Origin of the sequence: Myroides injenensis M09-0166 (assembly GCF_000246945.1) — a bacterium.
GTDB classification, from domain to species: Bacteria; Bacteroidota; Bacteroidia; order Flavobacteriales; family Flavobacteriaceae; genus Flavobacterium; species Flavobacterium injenense.
The window spans coordinates 43,487-58,584 of the sequence record NZ_BAEX01000008.1; the positions used below are offsets into that span (position 1 = coordinate 43,487).

Sequence of the window (15,098 nt, forward strand, 5' to 3'; positions counted from 1 at the left end):
ATTAAAATTAAATTTTTTTACCTTTGCAAAGTTATAAACACCACATTTTACATATCTAAAAAAGTTCTTAAGTAGCATGTTAAACAGAAGACACATTCGTATAAAGGTTATGCAAACACTTTATATGATGCAGCAAAGTAACTCTGAAAATATCCAAGCAGGAGAGAAGTTTCTAATCAATAGTATAGAAAATATTCAAGATCTATACCTTTTGATGCTGAGTACCTTAATCGAGGTGCGCAAAAAAGAAGAAGATTATATTTCTTTAGCCAAGAAAAAACATTTAGCTACATCTGAAGAACGAAACCCAAATAAGAGATTTATTGATAATAAAGTATTAATACTTTTACAAAATTCTATTTCTGTTTCTTCTAAAATTGAAGAAAAAAGTCTAACTCAGTGGCAAATTCATGATAATTACATTCAATTACTATTGGATGAAATTAAAGAGAGCGAGATCTACAAAGCTTACATGGCTAAAGAGAAAGTAACTTTTAATGACGATAAGAAGTTCGTATTAGATATTTTTACTGAGATTGTTGCGCCTAATGAGAAAATTTATTCATTCTTTGAGGATAATAAATTAACTTGGTTAGATGATTTGCCATTGGTGAACACTATGATTCAAAAGCAAATACGTCAATTAAAAGATGGTGATAGTCAAATATTTGTTCCAAAGGTTTATAAAGATCACGAGGATCAAGATTTTGCTTTAAATCTTTATAGAAAAACAATCTTAAATTATAAAGAGTTATCTGAAGAATTTAGAGATAAGACTCCTAACTGGGATCCTGAGCGTATTGCAGAATTAGATACTATTATTTTACGTATGGCTATTTGTGAGATGCTAAAATTTAATTCTATTCCTGTTAAAGTAACAATTAATGAATATTTAGAGATTGCTAAGGAGTATTCTACGCCAAAAAGTAGTATTTTTATCAACGGAGTATTAGATAATATTTCAAAAGTTTATACACAAGACGGTCGTATGACTAAAATAGGTAAAGGATTACTTTAAAAAATATTAAAATGAGAAAAAAGTTGTTGATGTTATTTTCTATTTCTCTAATAGTTGTTTCATGTAATAATAATGAAGCTTCTAAAAAGATAGATTTAGAAAATGCTAAAAAAGTAGAAAGTAGTAGTACTAAGAATGAGTATCCTACTATTGAATTCAATAAAACTGTTCATGATTTCGGAAATGTTGAAAATGGTGAAGCTGTTTTTACTGAATTCGAATTAACTAATACAGGTAATGCAGATTTAATTATTATTAATGCTTTTGCTTCTTGTGGATGTACAGTTCCAGAATATCAAAAAACTCCTATTGCTCCTGGTGAAAAGTCTATTTTAAAAGTACGTTTTCAACAGTCAGCTCAGGGTCAACAACAAAAAACTGTTACTTTAGTAACAAATACACAAAAAGGAGAAGAGCTTTTAACTATTAAAGCGAATGTTGCTCCTCTAAGTAATTAAGTATAAATTATATAAACTATAACTATGGAAGGTCTAGGACAATTCGGGTCATTTTTACCCATAATCTTAATGTTTGCAGTGATCTATTTTTTAATGATTCGTCCGCAACAAAAGAAAATGAAATTAGAAAAACAATATGAAGCTAATTTAAAAGTAGGAGATAAAGTAATTACTAAATCTGGTATCTATGGCAGAATTGGTGAATTAAATGAAACTACTATTATTTTAGAGACTATGGCAGGTAAGATTCAAATGGAACGTTCTGCTATTTCTATGGAAATGAGTCAAAAAAGAAATAATGAAAGTAAATAATAACAGTTAGTTGTTATTACCGTATAAAATTAAAAAGACCTCTTTGTAATATTACAAAGAGGTCTTTTTAATTTTATCAAAATAGGTAATTAAGTCTATTAATCGGGAGGAGTAACCAATCTCGTTATCATACCATCCTACAATTTTTACCATCCTATCTAATACTGAAGTAAGTTGTGCATCAAATAAGCATGAATGTGTATTACCTAAAATATCAACAGAAACGATTGGATCTTCTGTGTAATCTAAAATCCCTTTTAATGTGGTTTCTGCTGCTTTTTTAAAGGCTTCATTAATTTCTTCAATCGTTACTTCTCTTTTTACATAACAAGTAATATCAGTCAAAGAACCATCAGGTACCGGAACTCTAATACCACCACCACCAATTTTCCCTTCGTATTCGGGAAATATTTTTGTTAATGCTTTTGCAGCACCCGTGGTAGTAGGAACTATTGATTGAGCAGCTCCTCTAGCTCTTCTTAAATCTTTATGAGGTTGATCATGTAAACTTTGATCAGTAGTGTAGGAGTGAACTGTAGTAATATATGCTTGTTCTATTCCGCAAAGTTCTTTAATAACTTTGACCATAGGAGCTGCATTGTTAGTAGTACAGCTAGCATTAGAAATAATAAGTTCTTCTCCCGTCAAAATTTCATTATTGACACCTAACACAATTGTTTTTATTGAATTGTCTTCAGGTGGTACCGATAGGATTACTCTTTTAGCTCCTTGCGTTATATGTTCTTCAAGTAATTCTGTTGTTTTTCGTTTACCAGTACATTCTATTACGTAATCGATATTTAACAATTTCCAATCTAAATTCTTTATATCAGCTTCATTAAAGAATGGTATTTGAGTATCGTCTACAATTAAGTGAGTATCTGTACAAGAAACTTTATTAGGTATTATCCCGTGAATACTATCATATTTTAAGAGGTGTGCCATGGTTTTAACATCAGCTAAATCATTGATGGCAACTACTTCTATGGCAGTATTATCTAAAAGAAGTTTAAAGAGATTACGACCTATACGGCCAAAACCATTAATTGCAATTCGCGTTTTTTTCATAAAGTTGTAAACAAGATGGTCGCTTGAGTAAGCGACCATTTTTATTATTATAATAAATGTTTTTGTGCTCTATATGAAGAACGTACTAAGGCACCACTCTCTACGTGTCTAAAGCCTAAGTCTAGTCCAATTTCTTCGTATTTTTTGAATTGCTCTGGGGTGATGAATTCTTTTACAGGTAAGTGTTTCTTACTAGGTTGTAAATATTGACCTATTGTTAATACATCAAGGTTAACGCCTCTTAGATCATGCATTGTTTGAATTACTTCTTCTTCTGTCTCTCCTAAACCAAGCATGATTCCAGATTTAGTTCTATTGATTCCTTGGTCTTTTAAATATTTTAATACTTCTAGACTTCGGTCATATTTAGCTTGTATACGAACTTCTCTTGTTAATCTGCGTACAGTCTCCATATTATGAGAAACAATTTCAGGAGCTACTTCTATAATTCTATCAATATTTCTTTCTATCCCCTGGAAATCTGGTATTAGAGTTTCCATTGTTGTTCCTTCACTTATTCTACGAACAGCTTGAACTGTTTCTGCCCATATGATAGAACCTCCATCTTTTAAATCATCTCTATCAACACTAGTAAGAACAGCATGTTTGATTTTCATTAATTTAATAGATCGAGCTACTTTTTCAGGTTCATCCCAATCAACAGTTTCTGGTCTACCAGTCTTTACACCACAGAATCCACATGAACGTGTACAAACGTTTCCTAAGATCATAAAGGTTGCTGTACCCTCTCCCCAGCATTCTCCCATATTGGGACAACTACCAGAAGTACATATAGTGTGAAGTTTATATTTATCTACTAATCCTCGTAGTTCTGTATATTTTTTTCCTGTCGGAAGTTTAACACGTAACCATTTCGGCTTAGCAACAGGTTGTATATTTGAGTCTAAAACAGTATCCATATTTTTGATTTTCAAAACACAAATATACTTAATCTATTATTTCTAGTAGAACTTTTAAGAGGGATTTAAACTTTTATCTTTTTTATTTTTTTAAACTTTTACTTTATTATTTGATTGTTATATATCTGTGTGTTTTTTTGAATGCTAATAAATTTTTATCAAAGGTTATATTATGGTAAATATTTAATATTGATGTTTGCCTAAAAGTTTGAGAAAAGGTATATTCGCTAACAAATATTTTTAAAAATGGATGATAAAATAAAATTAACTCCCGTAGACAAATGGCTATCAGAACCTGTAAACAGATTTATGAGTCGATCTACTTCAGGAGGAATTGTCTTATTTCTAGCAGCCGTTGTAGCTATTTTTATGGCAAATTCACAATGGGCAGAACAGTATGTCAACTTTTGGGATAATAATCATATTAGTTTTTCTTTTAATGATATATCGCTAAGTCATTCATTAAAAGATTGGGTTAATGATGGACTGATGTCTATTTTTTTCTTTGTAGTAGGGTTAGAATTAAAGCGTGAATTAACTACAGGAGAATTGTCGTCACCTAAAAAAGCAATGTTACCTATTATTGCTGCCATTGGAGGTATGGTAGTCCCTGCATTAATTTATACTTTTTTCAATGGAGGAAGTGATGCTGCACATGGATGGGGAATTCCTATGGCTACTGATATAGCATTTGCTTTAGGAGTATTGTTTTTACTAGGCGATAGAGTGCCGACTTCATTAAAAGTGTTTTTGACAGCTTTAGCTATTGCCGATGATTTAGGTGCAGTACTAGTAATCGCTATTTTTTATACTAACGATTTATCTCTGCTAAATTTAGGTTTGGGATTAGGATTTTTTGGCTTGTTAATTATAAGTAATTTAATAGGGGTTAAAAATACTGTGTATTACGCTATTATAGGTATTGGTGGAGTATGGTTGTGTTTCTTGCTTTCTGGGGTGCATGCTACAATTGCTGCTGTTTTAGCTGCATTTGCTATCCCTTCTACTGCGAGAGTTCACGAGTCTTATTTTGTATCAAAACTTGATAAATTACGCGATCGATTCAGAAAAATTGATCCTGATGATAAGATTCCAAATTTAACAGGAGAACAAATGGAATGCGTGGAAGATATTCAAACGCTTGCAAAGGATTCTTTACCTCCAGCTATCCGTTTAGAGCACAGTATGCACAATTTTGTAAGTTTCTTTGTTATGCCTGTGTTTGCACTTGCTAATGCCGCAATACCAATTTCATTAGGAGGTGGTAGTCTAAGTGCAGTAACAATTGGTGTTGCCCTTGGACTCTTACTTGGAAAAGTACTTGGAGTAGCAGGTTTGACTGCTTTGCTAATTAAATTAAAAGTAGTTGCTATGCCAAAAGGAATGACTTATTTTAATTTATTTGGATTAGGTTTCCTAGCAGCAATTGGTTTTACAATGTCATTGTTTGTAACAGAACTTGCTTTTGATGTTAATTTACATCCAGAATTTCCAGATCAAGCTAAATTAGGTATCTTAATAGCATCAGGACTTGGTGGAATTATTGGTTTTATTCTTTTGACTTTAGCAGGTAAAAAGAAAAATTAATCTTACATAATATATAAAAAATACAACAAGCTATCTCAATTTTAGGGATAGCTTGTTTTCGTATATATAAGTAGCATTGTAAAGCAAAATCGAACAGCACTAGTTATTTTAGTATTGTTTATTTGTATTCTATTGCGTATTTCAGCAAAGTAATTAGACTGTGAGTATTATTGAAGTGAATGATAATTATGATCTATTTTTAATCCCCCAAAATATTTTGCTTGAAAGGGAATAAACAAATATTATATTTGCACCGCATTAAAATTTTAAAAAAAACATGATTACAGTTAACGATATATCAGTTCAGTTTGGTGGAACTACTTTATTTAGTGGAGTTAGCTTCTCTATTAACGAGAATGATAAAATTGCTTTGATGGGAAAAAATGGAGCAGGTAAATCAACTTTATTAAAAATTGTAGCAGGTCAAAATAAACCATCGACAGGTTCTATTTCTGCACCTAAAGAAGCTGTTATAGCCTATTTACCCCAACATTTATTGACTGCTGATAATTGTACTGTATTTCAAGAAGCTTCAAAAGCATTTACGCAAGTATTTGCTATGAAAGAGGAGATTGATAAAGTTAATGAAGAATTGACAGTAAGAACTGATTACGAAAGTGATGCTTACATGAAGTTGATTGAACGCGTTTCTGAATTAAGTGAAAAATACTACTCTATAGAGGAGATTAACTATGAGGCTGAAGTAGAGAAGGTATTAAAAGGGTTAGGTTTTGAAAGAGAAGATTTTACTCGTCCTACTTCTGAATTTAGTGGTGGATGGAGAATGCGTATTGAATTAGCCAAAATTTTATTGCAGAAGCCTGATTTAATTTTATTAGATGAGCCTACGAATCACATGGATATCGAGAGTATTCAGTGGTTAGAAGATTTCTTAATCAATCAAGCAAAAGCTGTGATGGTGATCTCTCACGACCGTGCGTTCGTAGATAATATTACGAATAGAACCATAGAAGTAACTATGGGTAAAATATATGATTATAAAGCTAAATACTCTGATTATTTAGTATTGAGACAAGATAGACGTGCTCACCAACTAAAAGCTTATGAAGAGCAGCAAAAAATGATTGCTGAAACTACTGAGTTTATAGAACGTTTTAAAGGAACGTATTCAAAAACACTTCAAGTACAATCAAGAGTGAAAATGCTTGAAAAGTTAGAAATTATTGAAGTAGATGAAGTAGATGAAGTAGATAATTCAGCATTGCGCTTAAAGTTTCCTCCTGCTGCTCGTTCTGGTCAATATCCAGTAGTAGTTAAAGAATTAAGTAAATCTTACGGAGACCATGTTGTCTTTAAAGATGCGAGCATTGTAGTAGAAAGAGGACAGAAGGTTGCTTTTGTAGGGCGTAACGGAGAAGGGAAGTCAACTATGATTAAAGCCATTATGAACGAAATTGATTTTGATGGCGCATTAGAGATAGGTCATAATGTTCAAATTGGATATTTTGCACAAAATCAAGCTTCTTTATTAGATGAGAATTTGACCATCTTTGAAACAGTAGATCGTATTGCAGAAGGAGATATAAGAACACAAATCAAGAATATTCTTGGTGCTTTCATGTTCTCGGGTGATGATATTCACAAAAAAGTAAAAGTATTGTCAGGAGGTGAAAAAACACGTTTAGCGATGGTAAAACTTTTATTAGAACCATATAATGTTTTAATTCTGGATGAGCCTACAAATCACCTTGATATGAAGACAAAAGATATCATCAAGGAAGCTTTAAAAGATTTTGAAGGGACAGTTATCCTAGTTTCTCACGACAGAGATTTCTTAGATGGGTTAGCAGAAAAAGTGTTTGAATTTGGACACAAACGTGTTAAGGAGCACTTTGAAGATATTAAAGGGTTCTTAGCAATTAAGAAAATGGAGAATTTACGAGATATAGAGAGAAAGAATTAGTAGAATATTACAATAGAGAATAATAAATACAAAAAACCAGAAGTCCTTACTTCTGGTTTTTTTGTGTTTATAATTTATTTTTCAGTAAATGGGGTTAATATATTGTTATAGAAAGAGATTGCCATTGTCTTAGATTAGTGGGGTATGTAAGTAATTTGACTTCATAGTAAATCCATATTGACTCTATTAAAAACCCCTATTTTAATAGAGTCACTATGGACTCATAATGGACTCACTATGGACATACCACAATAAAAACCTGTCTCGTCCTACTATAACTGTACAGCTATAGTTAATAATCCTATCATTTACTGTACAGTTTTTCACTAGTCCTTCTATGACTGTACAAGTTTTGTTTTTTGTTTATTAGTTTTATAATAATTCTTCCATCTCTTAGTTAAGACACCTGTTCTTAAATGTGCCTGATTAGGAGTTAATCTATCGCAACTATCATGCGGTCTAATTTGGTTATAAGCATTTATACTATTTTTAATTTTTTCAACAGTACCTTGATAGCCTAAATTTGAATAATTTAGATTAAACTCTCCTTTAATAATACCATTTATACGTTCTGCTATTGCGTTGTCTCTTGGTTCTCCGCATTGTGTAGTACTAATAGATATTGTCTCGTCCTACTATTTACTATAATTGCAAGATTGTAATTAATGATGTAGTGTTCAGATTATTGTAGTAGATAATTCTAGTAAAGTTGCCTATGAGTAAGATAGTTTTAATACTTGCAATACTGCCAATAATGGGAGTTTTTTTAGACAATAGATATAATTATGGCTTTTGATTTATATATAATTAATAAGCATATCCTTATGTCTGTTTTTCTTTTTTTGAGTTGTTATAACTGAAATAATTTACGATAATGGCATAAAATTTGGTTTTGTTGAGAAGTAATAAAAGATTAGATGAATTTGCATTGCAATTCTAAGATAAGCTTTATCAAGCTATGAAATACTACTTTTATATTCTGAATATCCTTTTGTAAATGTGAAAGAAATATAAAATATTTGGTCTACATGCTACGATAAGTCTAAAAGTGAAGAGTATCAAAAGGTAAATTAAGAATAATTACGAGTATATTTTTGTGAAAATTGGATTAATTCGTAAATGTAAACGTGAAAATAATACTATATTTGTTTATTCTATAAATAATAACTTAATATCAAGTAATGGTTAAGGATTTAAAAGGTTATTTAGCAGTTCTAGGAAGTACAATTGCATTTTTTTGTGCAGTTGATAATACATACGGTCAGGAGTTGTCCTTTGCTGAAGCTCATTCTGTAATGAGTGGAGATAATAGTCTTATAAAAGCAGTTAAGAAACAGGAAGAAGTTCATGAATTCAAATGGAAATCTGCCAAGGGATATCGTTTTCCCTCAATCAAAGCCTATGGTATAGGACTTTATTTTGATAGAAAAGTAGGATCTAATTTGAATGATTTCAGAGATAATGTGAGTGGCTTTTTTCATATACCCAATCCAGAAGTATTAGGAAATTGGGATTTGACTTTTATGAAACGTGAAATTGCTGCTGGTGGATTAATGGTGACTTGGCCATTATTTACGGGAGGAAAGATTAATGCGGCTATTAAGGCAGGGGAGATAGAAAGTGAAATTGGGAAAAAGGACCTAGAGAAAACTGAAAATAAATTAATCTCAGAATTAGCTGATCGCTATTTTCAAACAAAATTAGCTGAGAAAGCTGTAGAAGTTAGAAAGGAAGTTTTGAAAGGAATGGAAAGACACCTTTATGACGCTACAAAATTGGAAGAAAATGGTATTATTGCACCCGTTGAAAAGTTGCAAGCAGACGTTGCTGTTTCACAAGCCAACAGAGAATTAGCTAGTGCTCTAAAAGATGCAACATTGGCTCGTGTAGCTTTAGCAAATACCTTAGAAAAAGAAGAAGTAAACGACGAGTTAACAACAGATTTTTTCATTATTCCTCAGCTTGAGTCTTTAAGTTATTATCAGGAAAGCGCTGTTAAGAACTATCCAGAATTACAAAAAGTAGCTCTCCAAAAACAATTAGCTGATCAAGGTATTAAAGCAAAAAAGTCTTCTTATTACCCTAACATCGTTGCTTTTGGGCAAGGTATCTTAGTGCATAATGAGCCAGTAGGTTTTGGATTGATGGAAAGTAAGGATAAGCCATGGGTTGTGGGTGTTGGATTAACTTATACACTTTTCGAAGGTATGCGAAATAAAAATGAGATTCGCGCAGCTAAGGCGACCAAAGAAAGTGTTGAATTTATGGAGAAAAAGGCTCAGAAGGATATTAAGACACTGGTGGAGAAGATATATAAAGACATTCAAAAACAAGAAGAAGAAATTACTAATCTTGGAGTACAAGAAAAATTAGCAACTGAATTATTAAGAGTTAGAAAACTTGCTTTCTCTGAAGGTTTTGCTTCTTCAACGGATGTAGTAGATGCTGAAATGAATTTGTCAGGAATAAAATTGTTAACCTTAAAAGCTCATTATCAATATTCAGTTGATTTAGCAACTTTATTAGAATATGCAGGTTTGAGTAATGAATTTATAGAATATACAAAATAATTATTTGTTAGAAAATGAAAAGTAAAGTAGTAAGTGCAATAGTAGGTATCGTAGTTATCGTAGTTATTTTGTTGGTGTCTTTGTGGTATATGAGTGCGCCAAATGATTATTACATTCAAGGTCAAGTAGACGCTACACAAATAAATGTGTCTTCAAAAATACCTGGCAGAATAGAAAATATTTTAGTTAAAGAAGGAGATATAGTTAAAGAAGGTCAACTTTTAGTACAAATAAGTACTCCTGAAATTAATGCTAAATTAGATCAAGCAGAGTCAGTGCAAAAGGCAGCTCAAGCCCTTGATGATAAAGCAAAAAAAGGAGCTAGAGAAGAAGAAGTTCAAGCAGCTTATAATATGTGGCAACAAGCTAAAGTAGGTTCGGAACTTGCAGAAAAAACTTTTAAGCGTATTGATAATTTGTATAATGAGAAAGTAATTCCTGCTCAAAAAAGAGATGAGGCCTACACACAATACAAAGCTGCACAAGAAGTAGAAAAGGCTGCCCATTCTCAATATCAAATGGCATTTAAAGGAGCTCGTGAAGAAGATAAAGTTGCTGCACTGGCAAAAGTTCATCAAGCTCAAGCTGCAGTAGAAGAAGTTAAAATTCTAAAAGCAGAAGGGGAAGTAAAAGCTCCTCATGATGGAGAAGTGTTAACTATCATGCCAAACAAGGGTGAAATTGTAAATGCGGGTTATCCAGTAGTCAATTTAGTTGACTTAAATGATGTATGGGTTAATTTCAATATAAAAGAAGGATTACTTTCTAAATTTCAAAAAGGTAGCAAGTTTGAAGCTGTTGTACCTGGTTTAGGAGATAAAAAAATAGAGTTTGAAGTAAGATATATTGCTGCACAAGGTGATTATGCAACGTGGACTGCTACAAAAACGAAGGGAGATTTCGATATGAAAACATTTTTAATTAAAGCTTACCCAACAAGTAAAGTTGAAGGACTACGTCCTGGTATGAGTGCTTTGGTTCTAGAAAGTAGTTTGAAATAAGAAATCTAAGAAAATAAACAATTGTGAAAAAAGGATTTTTGTCCATATTTAAAGGTGAGTTTGTAAGAATATTTACAAGTCCAAGGTTATTAATTTTAATGCTTGGAGTCCCTTTGATTTTATTCATTTACTATGCCTCTTTACTTAGTAAGGGAGTATCGAGAGATCTTCCTATTACTCTGTTAGATCTAGATAAAAGTGAATTATCACGAGAATTTGCTAGAATGCTCGATGCTACACCTACAATGGAAATAGCCTATGAGGTTAGTGATGAGTTACAGGGACAAAAAACAATTAAAAGGGGTGAGTCTTTTGCTTTAATCATTATACCAAAAGATTTTCAGAAGAATGTTCAAAAGGGATTACTTCCTAATTTGACATGTTACTATAATGGACAATATTTATTGCCAGCGGGGTTAATATTACGTGATTTTCAAACGACAGCAACTATGTTTGCTGCTGGGGCTAAGGTGCTAACATTACAAAATGGTGGTTTAATGCCTGAGCAGGCGGCAGCTTCAGTATTGCCAGTCGGTACTGATTCTCATGTTTTATACAATCCTTACACGAGTTATGAAATCTATTTGAATATCGCTTTCATGCCGATGGCATTTCAGATAGTAATAATGGTAGTGTCTGTATATGTATTCGGCTCGGTATTAAAATATCGCAGAGGAAAAGAACTATATGAACAAGGCAATGGTAATATTTTTGTTATCATGTTTGGTAAAATTTTACCTTACACTACTGTTTTCTTTATAATAGGATTCTTTATGAATTGCCTTTTATATTATAAAATAGGTGTTCCATTGCAGGGAAGTTTTTTAGTGATAAATTTATTCTTCTTATCTTTTATTTTAGTGTGTCAAGGTATTGCATTTTTTCTAGCATCAGTGATGTCTAGTTTGCGTACAGCGCTAAGTATTGGAGGTTCTTATTCTGCTTTAGCTTTCTCTTTTGCAGGATATACGTTTCCACTAGAAGGAATGAGTCCCTTTATTCGTGCACTGAATTATATATTTCCTTTCCACTCTTATATGCGTTTTACAGTTGATTATGCTATTCGAGGATTGGCATTTAATAGCTCTCAGCAAGGTTATGTGATTACCTTAGCTGTGTTTGCATGTATTGGGATGATTGGTATACCATTTTATAGTAAACGCTTACAGAAAGGAGGATATGATGTTTAAGAATCTAATCGAAAGTTGGTCACTAGTTTTAGAGGCATGTAAACGAGAGTTTAAATTAATATTCTCTGACTCTGCTATTATCATGTCTTATATTCTCTCTATATTACTTGTAGGATTTTTCTATTCTTACGTTTATTCATTGGAGACTTTTAATGATCTACCTGTGGTAGTTGTCGATCAGGATCAATCAAAATTGAGTAGAAAGCTAGAGCAGATGATAGATGCAACTCCTCAATTGTCTGTTGATTATCATACGACAAGTCTTGAGAAAGCTCGTCAAATGTATGATGAAGAAATAATTAAGGGAATTATCGTTATTCCTAAGGATTTTGGTAAAGACGTACAGAAAGGGATAGTCCCATCAATATCTGCTTATTGTGATGCATCGTATATGTTGTATTATAAGCAGACTATTGGAGCAGTAATGAAAGCTGTGGGAACTTTCAACGGACAGATAGAAGTTAATAAAGCGATGAGCCAAGGAATTCCTATGGAACAAGCTGTTGCTACGCGTCGACCATTTAATATAACGGCATCTGCATTGTATAATATTAATGTTGGATATGCTACATTTTTGATACCTGTAGTGTATATTATTGCCTTACAAGTGCTACAATTATCAGGTATGGGTATTTTGGGTGGAACCTTGCGAGAAAAGGGTTTACTTACGTCTACTTTTGCGTATGCTAATAGACGTTTTGGAAGTGTCTTTTTAACTTTAGGACGCAGTTTAGCTTATCTGATAATTTCAATGACATTGTTATTTATTGAAACAACAGTGATTAATCATGTCTATAATTTTCCACAGAGAGGTAATCTGTTTGAAATCATGTTGTTTTTAATACCTTTTGTATTATCAGTAACATTTATAGGGATGTCGCTGGTTAATATTTTTAGAAGGAGAGAAGATGCGATTATGACTATCACAATTTTTTCAATACCTACTTTGTTATTATCTGGAGTATCTTGGCCTACAGTATCTTTTCCTGCTTGGATTAAAGCGCTTTCCTTTTTCGTTCCTAGTACAGTGGGCGCGCAAGGATATGTATCTTTGACTCAATTTGGAGCTTCACTACATGAGATAAATGACATGTTTATTCAAATGTGGCTGTTGTGTATCTTTTATTTTGTCATAGCAGTTTGGACAAATAGGAGATTTATGAAAATGAAAACAACTAATTCAATATAATTTTAAATCCATTAAAAAGCCGATGTATATATTTTACATCGGCTTTTTTTTATTTTTTAAATGAGAGCTTATATATACCTGTGTTTTTATTAGGATCATCGGGATCTTCACATAGTAAGAATTCTAATTGGTTATCAGTATTCTTATAAAGTGTGATTCCTTCAAATTTATTTGTAGTACTAATAGTTTTAACCTTATCTAGTTTTAAGTTTTTAGTATTAATTCTTCCGATTATTGTACCTTCTATGACTCCATCATCATAGTTAGAATTTGTGTTTTCGGCAGCCGCTAAGAAATAAAAATAATCATCAACTTTAACTGCATCTGTAAAACTTGTCTGTACCTTATTTAATTTAGGTAATTTGATAGGCACAAAAGTGATTCTAAAGTTATCTATTATACTCTCGCCTTCTACTATAAATATTCCATTTTTGTGTTGAGGGCCATTTCCTCTATTAAAGAAATACCAAATATCCTTATCATAGACAGCACCTTCAATATTAAAATCTTCATCATCTATTTGAGCAAATGATTTCATAGATTCATATAAAATATCTAACTGTTGTACACTTACAACATCATTAGTTAGTTTATGAACTTCTACCAGGTCTATTCTGTTTTGTTTTGACCCAGAACCAAAGATATAAAAGTTACTTGCAGTCTGTGTAATAGATTCAAAGTCTGGTTTTATTTCCTTTTCTATGTTTTCTCTACCATAGTAATAATCTGATAGAGGTGTTTTTGTTAAGACTTCATTATTTATATCATAATGATATAAATATGTGCTGTCATCAGTTATTACATGTATAGTATCATCATTATAGATAAGTCCAGAAGCTGCACTAATGCCAAATAATTGAAATAATAATTCTAAGGTCAATTGCTTCATAAAAATAATTTAAAAGATTCACTCAAATCTAAGTAAAAAATGGTAATTTATACATTTAAAAAAAATGTTATGGATGCAGAAGAAAAGTATAAAGTAATAGCCCCTATAAATTTGGATGATTTGCCGACATTGCCAGATCCTATTATGAAATCTAAAAAGGCAATCCGCAAATTAGAAAAATTAAGTAGAAAACTTGGTAAATTTCAAGATGTATTATATGCAAATAATAAGTACAGTGTATTAATATGTATACAGGGGATGGATACTGCAGGTAAAGATAGTTTAATACGTGAAGTATTTAAATCTTTTAATGCAAGGGGAGTAGTAGTGCAAAGTTTTAAGAAGCCAACTTCCTATGAACTAGAACATGATTACCTATGGCGTCATTATGTCAATCTTCCTGAACGCGGTAAATTTACCGTATTTAACCGTACTCATTATGAAAATGTACTAGTATCAAGAGTACATCCTACTATTGTTTTAAATGAGCGTATTCCATCTATAAATACTGTGGAAGATATTAATAATGATTTCTGGGAAAAACGCTATGATGAAATTGTTAATTTTGAAAATCACATAAGTAACAATGGCGTTATTGTATTAAAGTTTTTTCTTCATTTAAGTAAAGGAGAACAAAAACGTAGAATCTTACGAAGATTAGATAAAGAAAAACACAATTGGAAGTTTGCTCCTGATGATGTAAAAGAAAGAGAATATTGGGATGAATATCAGAAATATTATGAAATTGCAATAAATAAAACGTCAACAGAAAAGTGTCCTTGGTATGTAATTCCTGCAGACAATAAGGATATGTGCCGTTATTTATTTGCAAAAATATTAGAAGAGGTATTTAGTAAATATACAGATGTGAAAATCCCAGAATTATCAGAAGATGTGAAAAAAGACTTAGAGTTCTATAAGCAATATCTTCTTGCTGAAAAATAAATAAAAAAGCCCTAATATACTACGTGT

Annotated in this window: 14 protein-coding genes; 10 read left to right on the forward strand and 4 right to left on the reverse strand. The window is 31.7% G+C overall.

Going from position 1 to position 15,098, the window contains the following annotated elements; all coding sequences use genetic code 11:
- Window positions 1-76 precede the first annotated feature (76 nt).
- From nusB to yajC, 3 genes are read left to right on the forward strand one after another with little or no spacing between them, the layout of a single operon-like run.
- Window positions 77-1,018: a transcription antitermination factor NusB gene (gene nusB / locus RH98_RS02560; RefSeq protein ID WP_010250179.1), complete on the forward strand. Its 942-nt coding sequence runs from the start codon at window positions 77-79 to the stop codon at window positions 1,016-1,018.
- Window positions 1,019-1,029: 11 nt separating this feature from the next.
- Window positions 1,030-1,476, forward strand: a complete 447-nt coding sequence (locus RH98_RS02565; RefSeq protein WP_010250181.1) for a DUF1573 domain-containing protein — start codon at window positions 1,030-1,032, stop codon at window positions 1,474-1,476.
- Window positions 1,477-1,500: 24 nt separating this feature from the next.
- The gene (gene yajC, locus RH98_RS02570) at window positions 1,501-1,788 is read left to right on the forward strand and encodes a preprotein translocase subunit YajC (protein ID WP_010250183.1); all 288 of its coding nucleotides are present in this window, start codon (window positions 1,501-1,503) and stop codon (window positions 1,786-1,788) included.
- Between the two features lie 51 nt (window positions 1,789-1,839).
- On the opposite strand, the gene gap is transcribed toward yajC, so the two are convergent.
- The gene (gap, locus tag RH98_RS02575) at window positions 1,840-2,856 is read right to left on the reverse strand and encodes a type I glyceraldehyde-3-phosphate dehydrogenase (RefSeq protein ID WP_010250185.1); all 1,017 of its coding nucleotides are present in this window, start codon (window positions 2,854-2,856) and stop codon (window positions 1,840-1,842) included.
- Between the two features lie 47 nt (window positions 2,857-2,903).
- Complete coding sequence (lipA, locus tag RH98_RS02580) at window positions 2,904-3,776, reverse strand: lipoyl synthase (RefSeq protein WP_010250186.1); 873 nt, start codon at window positions 3,774-3,776, stop codon at window positions 2,904-2,906.
- Between the two features lie 246 nt (window positions 3,777-4,022).
- Between lipA and nhaA the strand changes: the two genes are divergently transcribed.
- Together nhaA and RH98_RS02590 are read left to right on the forward strand one after the other, a co-directional pair.
- Complete coding sequence (gene nhaA / locus RH98_RS02585) at window positions 4,023-5,363, forward strand: Na+/H+ antiporter NhaA (RefSeq protein ID WP_010250189.1); 1,341 nt, start codon at window positions 4,023-4,025, stop codon at window positions 5,361-5,363.
- A gap of 277 nt (window positions 5,364-5,640) precedes the next feature.
- The gene (locus RH98_RS02590) at window positions 5,641-7,287 is read left to right on the forward strand and encodes an ABC-F family ATP-binding cassette domain-containing protein (protein WP_010250190.1); all 1,647 of its coding nucleotides are present in this window, start codon (window positions 5,641-5,643) and stop codon (window positions 7,285-7,287) included.
- Window positions 7,288-7,622: 335 nt separating this feature from the next.
- Here RH98_RS02590 and RH98_RS16190 read toward each other — a convergent pair whose 3' ends face one another.
- Window positions 7,623-7,910 (reverse strand): integrase core domain-containing protein, encoded by a 288-nt coding sequence (locus RH98_RS16190; RefSeq protein WP_081498609.1) that lies wholly within the window; start codon window positions 7,908-7,910, stop codon window positions 7,623-7,625.
- 558 nt (window positions 7,911-8,468) lie between these two features.
- Here RH98_RS16190 and RH98_RS02595 point away from each other — a divergent pair.
- The 4 genes from RH98_RS02595 to RH98_RS02610 are packed head-to-tail and all read left to right on the forward strand — an operon-like array spanning window position 8,469 to window position 13,237.
- On the forward strand, window positions 8,469-9,857 hold the full coding sequence (locus tag RH98_RS02595) for a TolC family protein (protein ID WP_010250192.1): 1,389 nt from the start codon (window positions 8,469-8,471) through the stop codon (window positions 9,855-9,857).
- Window positions 9,858-9,871: 14 nt separating this feature from the next.
- Window positions 9,872-10,858 carry an HlyD family secretion protein gene (locus RH98_RS02600; RefSeq protein WP_010250196.1) on the forward strand — a complete coding sequence of 329 codons (987 nt, stop codon included), beginning with the start codon at window positions 9,872-9,874 and terminating at the stop codon, window positions 10,856-10,858.
- A gap of 23 nt (window positions 10,859-10,881) precedes the next feature.
- Window positions 10,882-12,048, forward strand: a complete 1,167-nt coding sequence (locus RH98_RS02605) for an ABC transporter permease (RefSeq protein WP_010250198.1) — start codon at window positions 10,882-10,884, stop codon at window positions 12,046-12,048.
- Complete coding sequence (locus RH98_RS02610; protein WP_237717496.1) at window positions 12,038-13,237, forward strand: ABC transporter permease; 1,200 nt, start codon at window positions 12,038-12,040, stop codon at window positions 13,235-13,237. The genes RH98_RS02605 and RH98_RS02610 overlap by 11 nt, the downstream gene beginning before the upstream one ends.
- A gap of 49 nt (window positions 13,238-13,286) precedes the next feature.
- On the opposite strand, the gene RH98_RS02615 is transcribed toward RH98_RS02610, so the two are convergent.
- Window positions 13,287-14,126 (reverse strand): DUF6929 family protein, encoded by an 840-nt coding sequence (locus tag RH98_RS02615; protein ID WP_010250202.1) that lies wholly within the window; start codon window positions 14,124-14,126, stop codon window positions 13,287-13,289.
- Between the two features lie 69 nt (window positions 14,127-14,195).
- On the opposite strand from RH98_RS02615, the gene RH98_RS02620 reads away from it, so the two are divergent.
- On the forward strand, window positions 14,196-15,071 hold the full coding sequence (locus RH98_RS02620; RefSeq protein WP_026038695.1) for a PPK2 family polyphosphate kinase: 876 nt from the start codon (window positions 14,196-14,198) through the stop codon (window positions 15,069-15,071).
- Window positions 15,072-15,098: the final 27 nt, after the last annotated feature.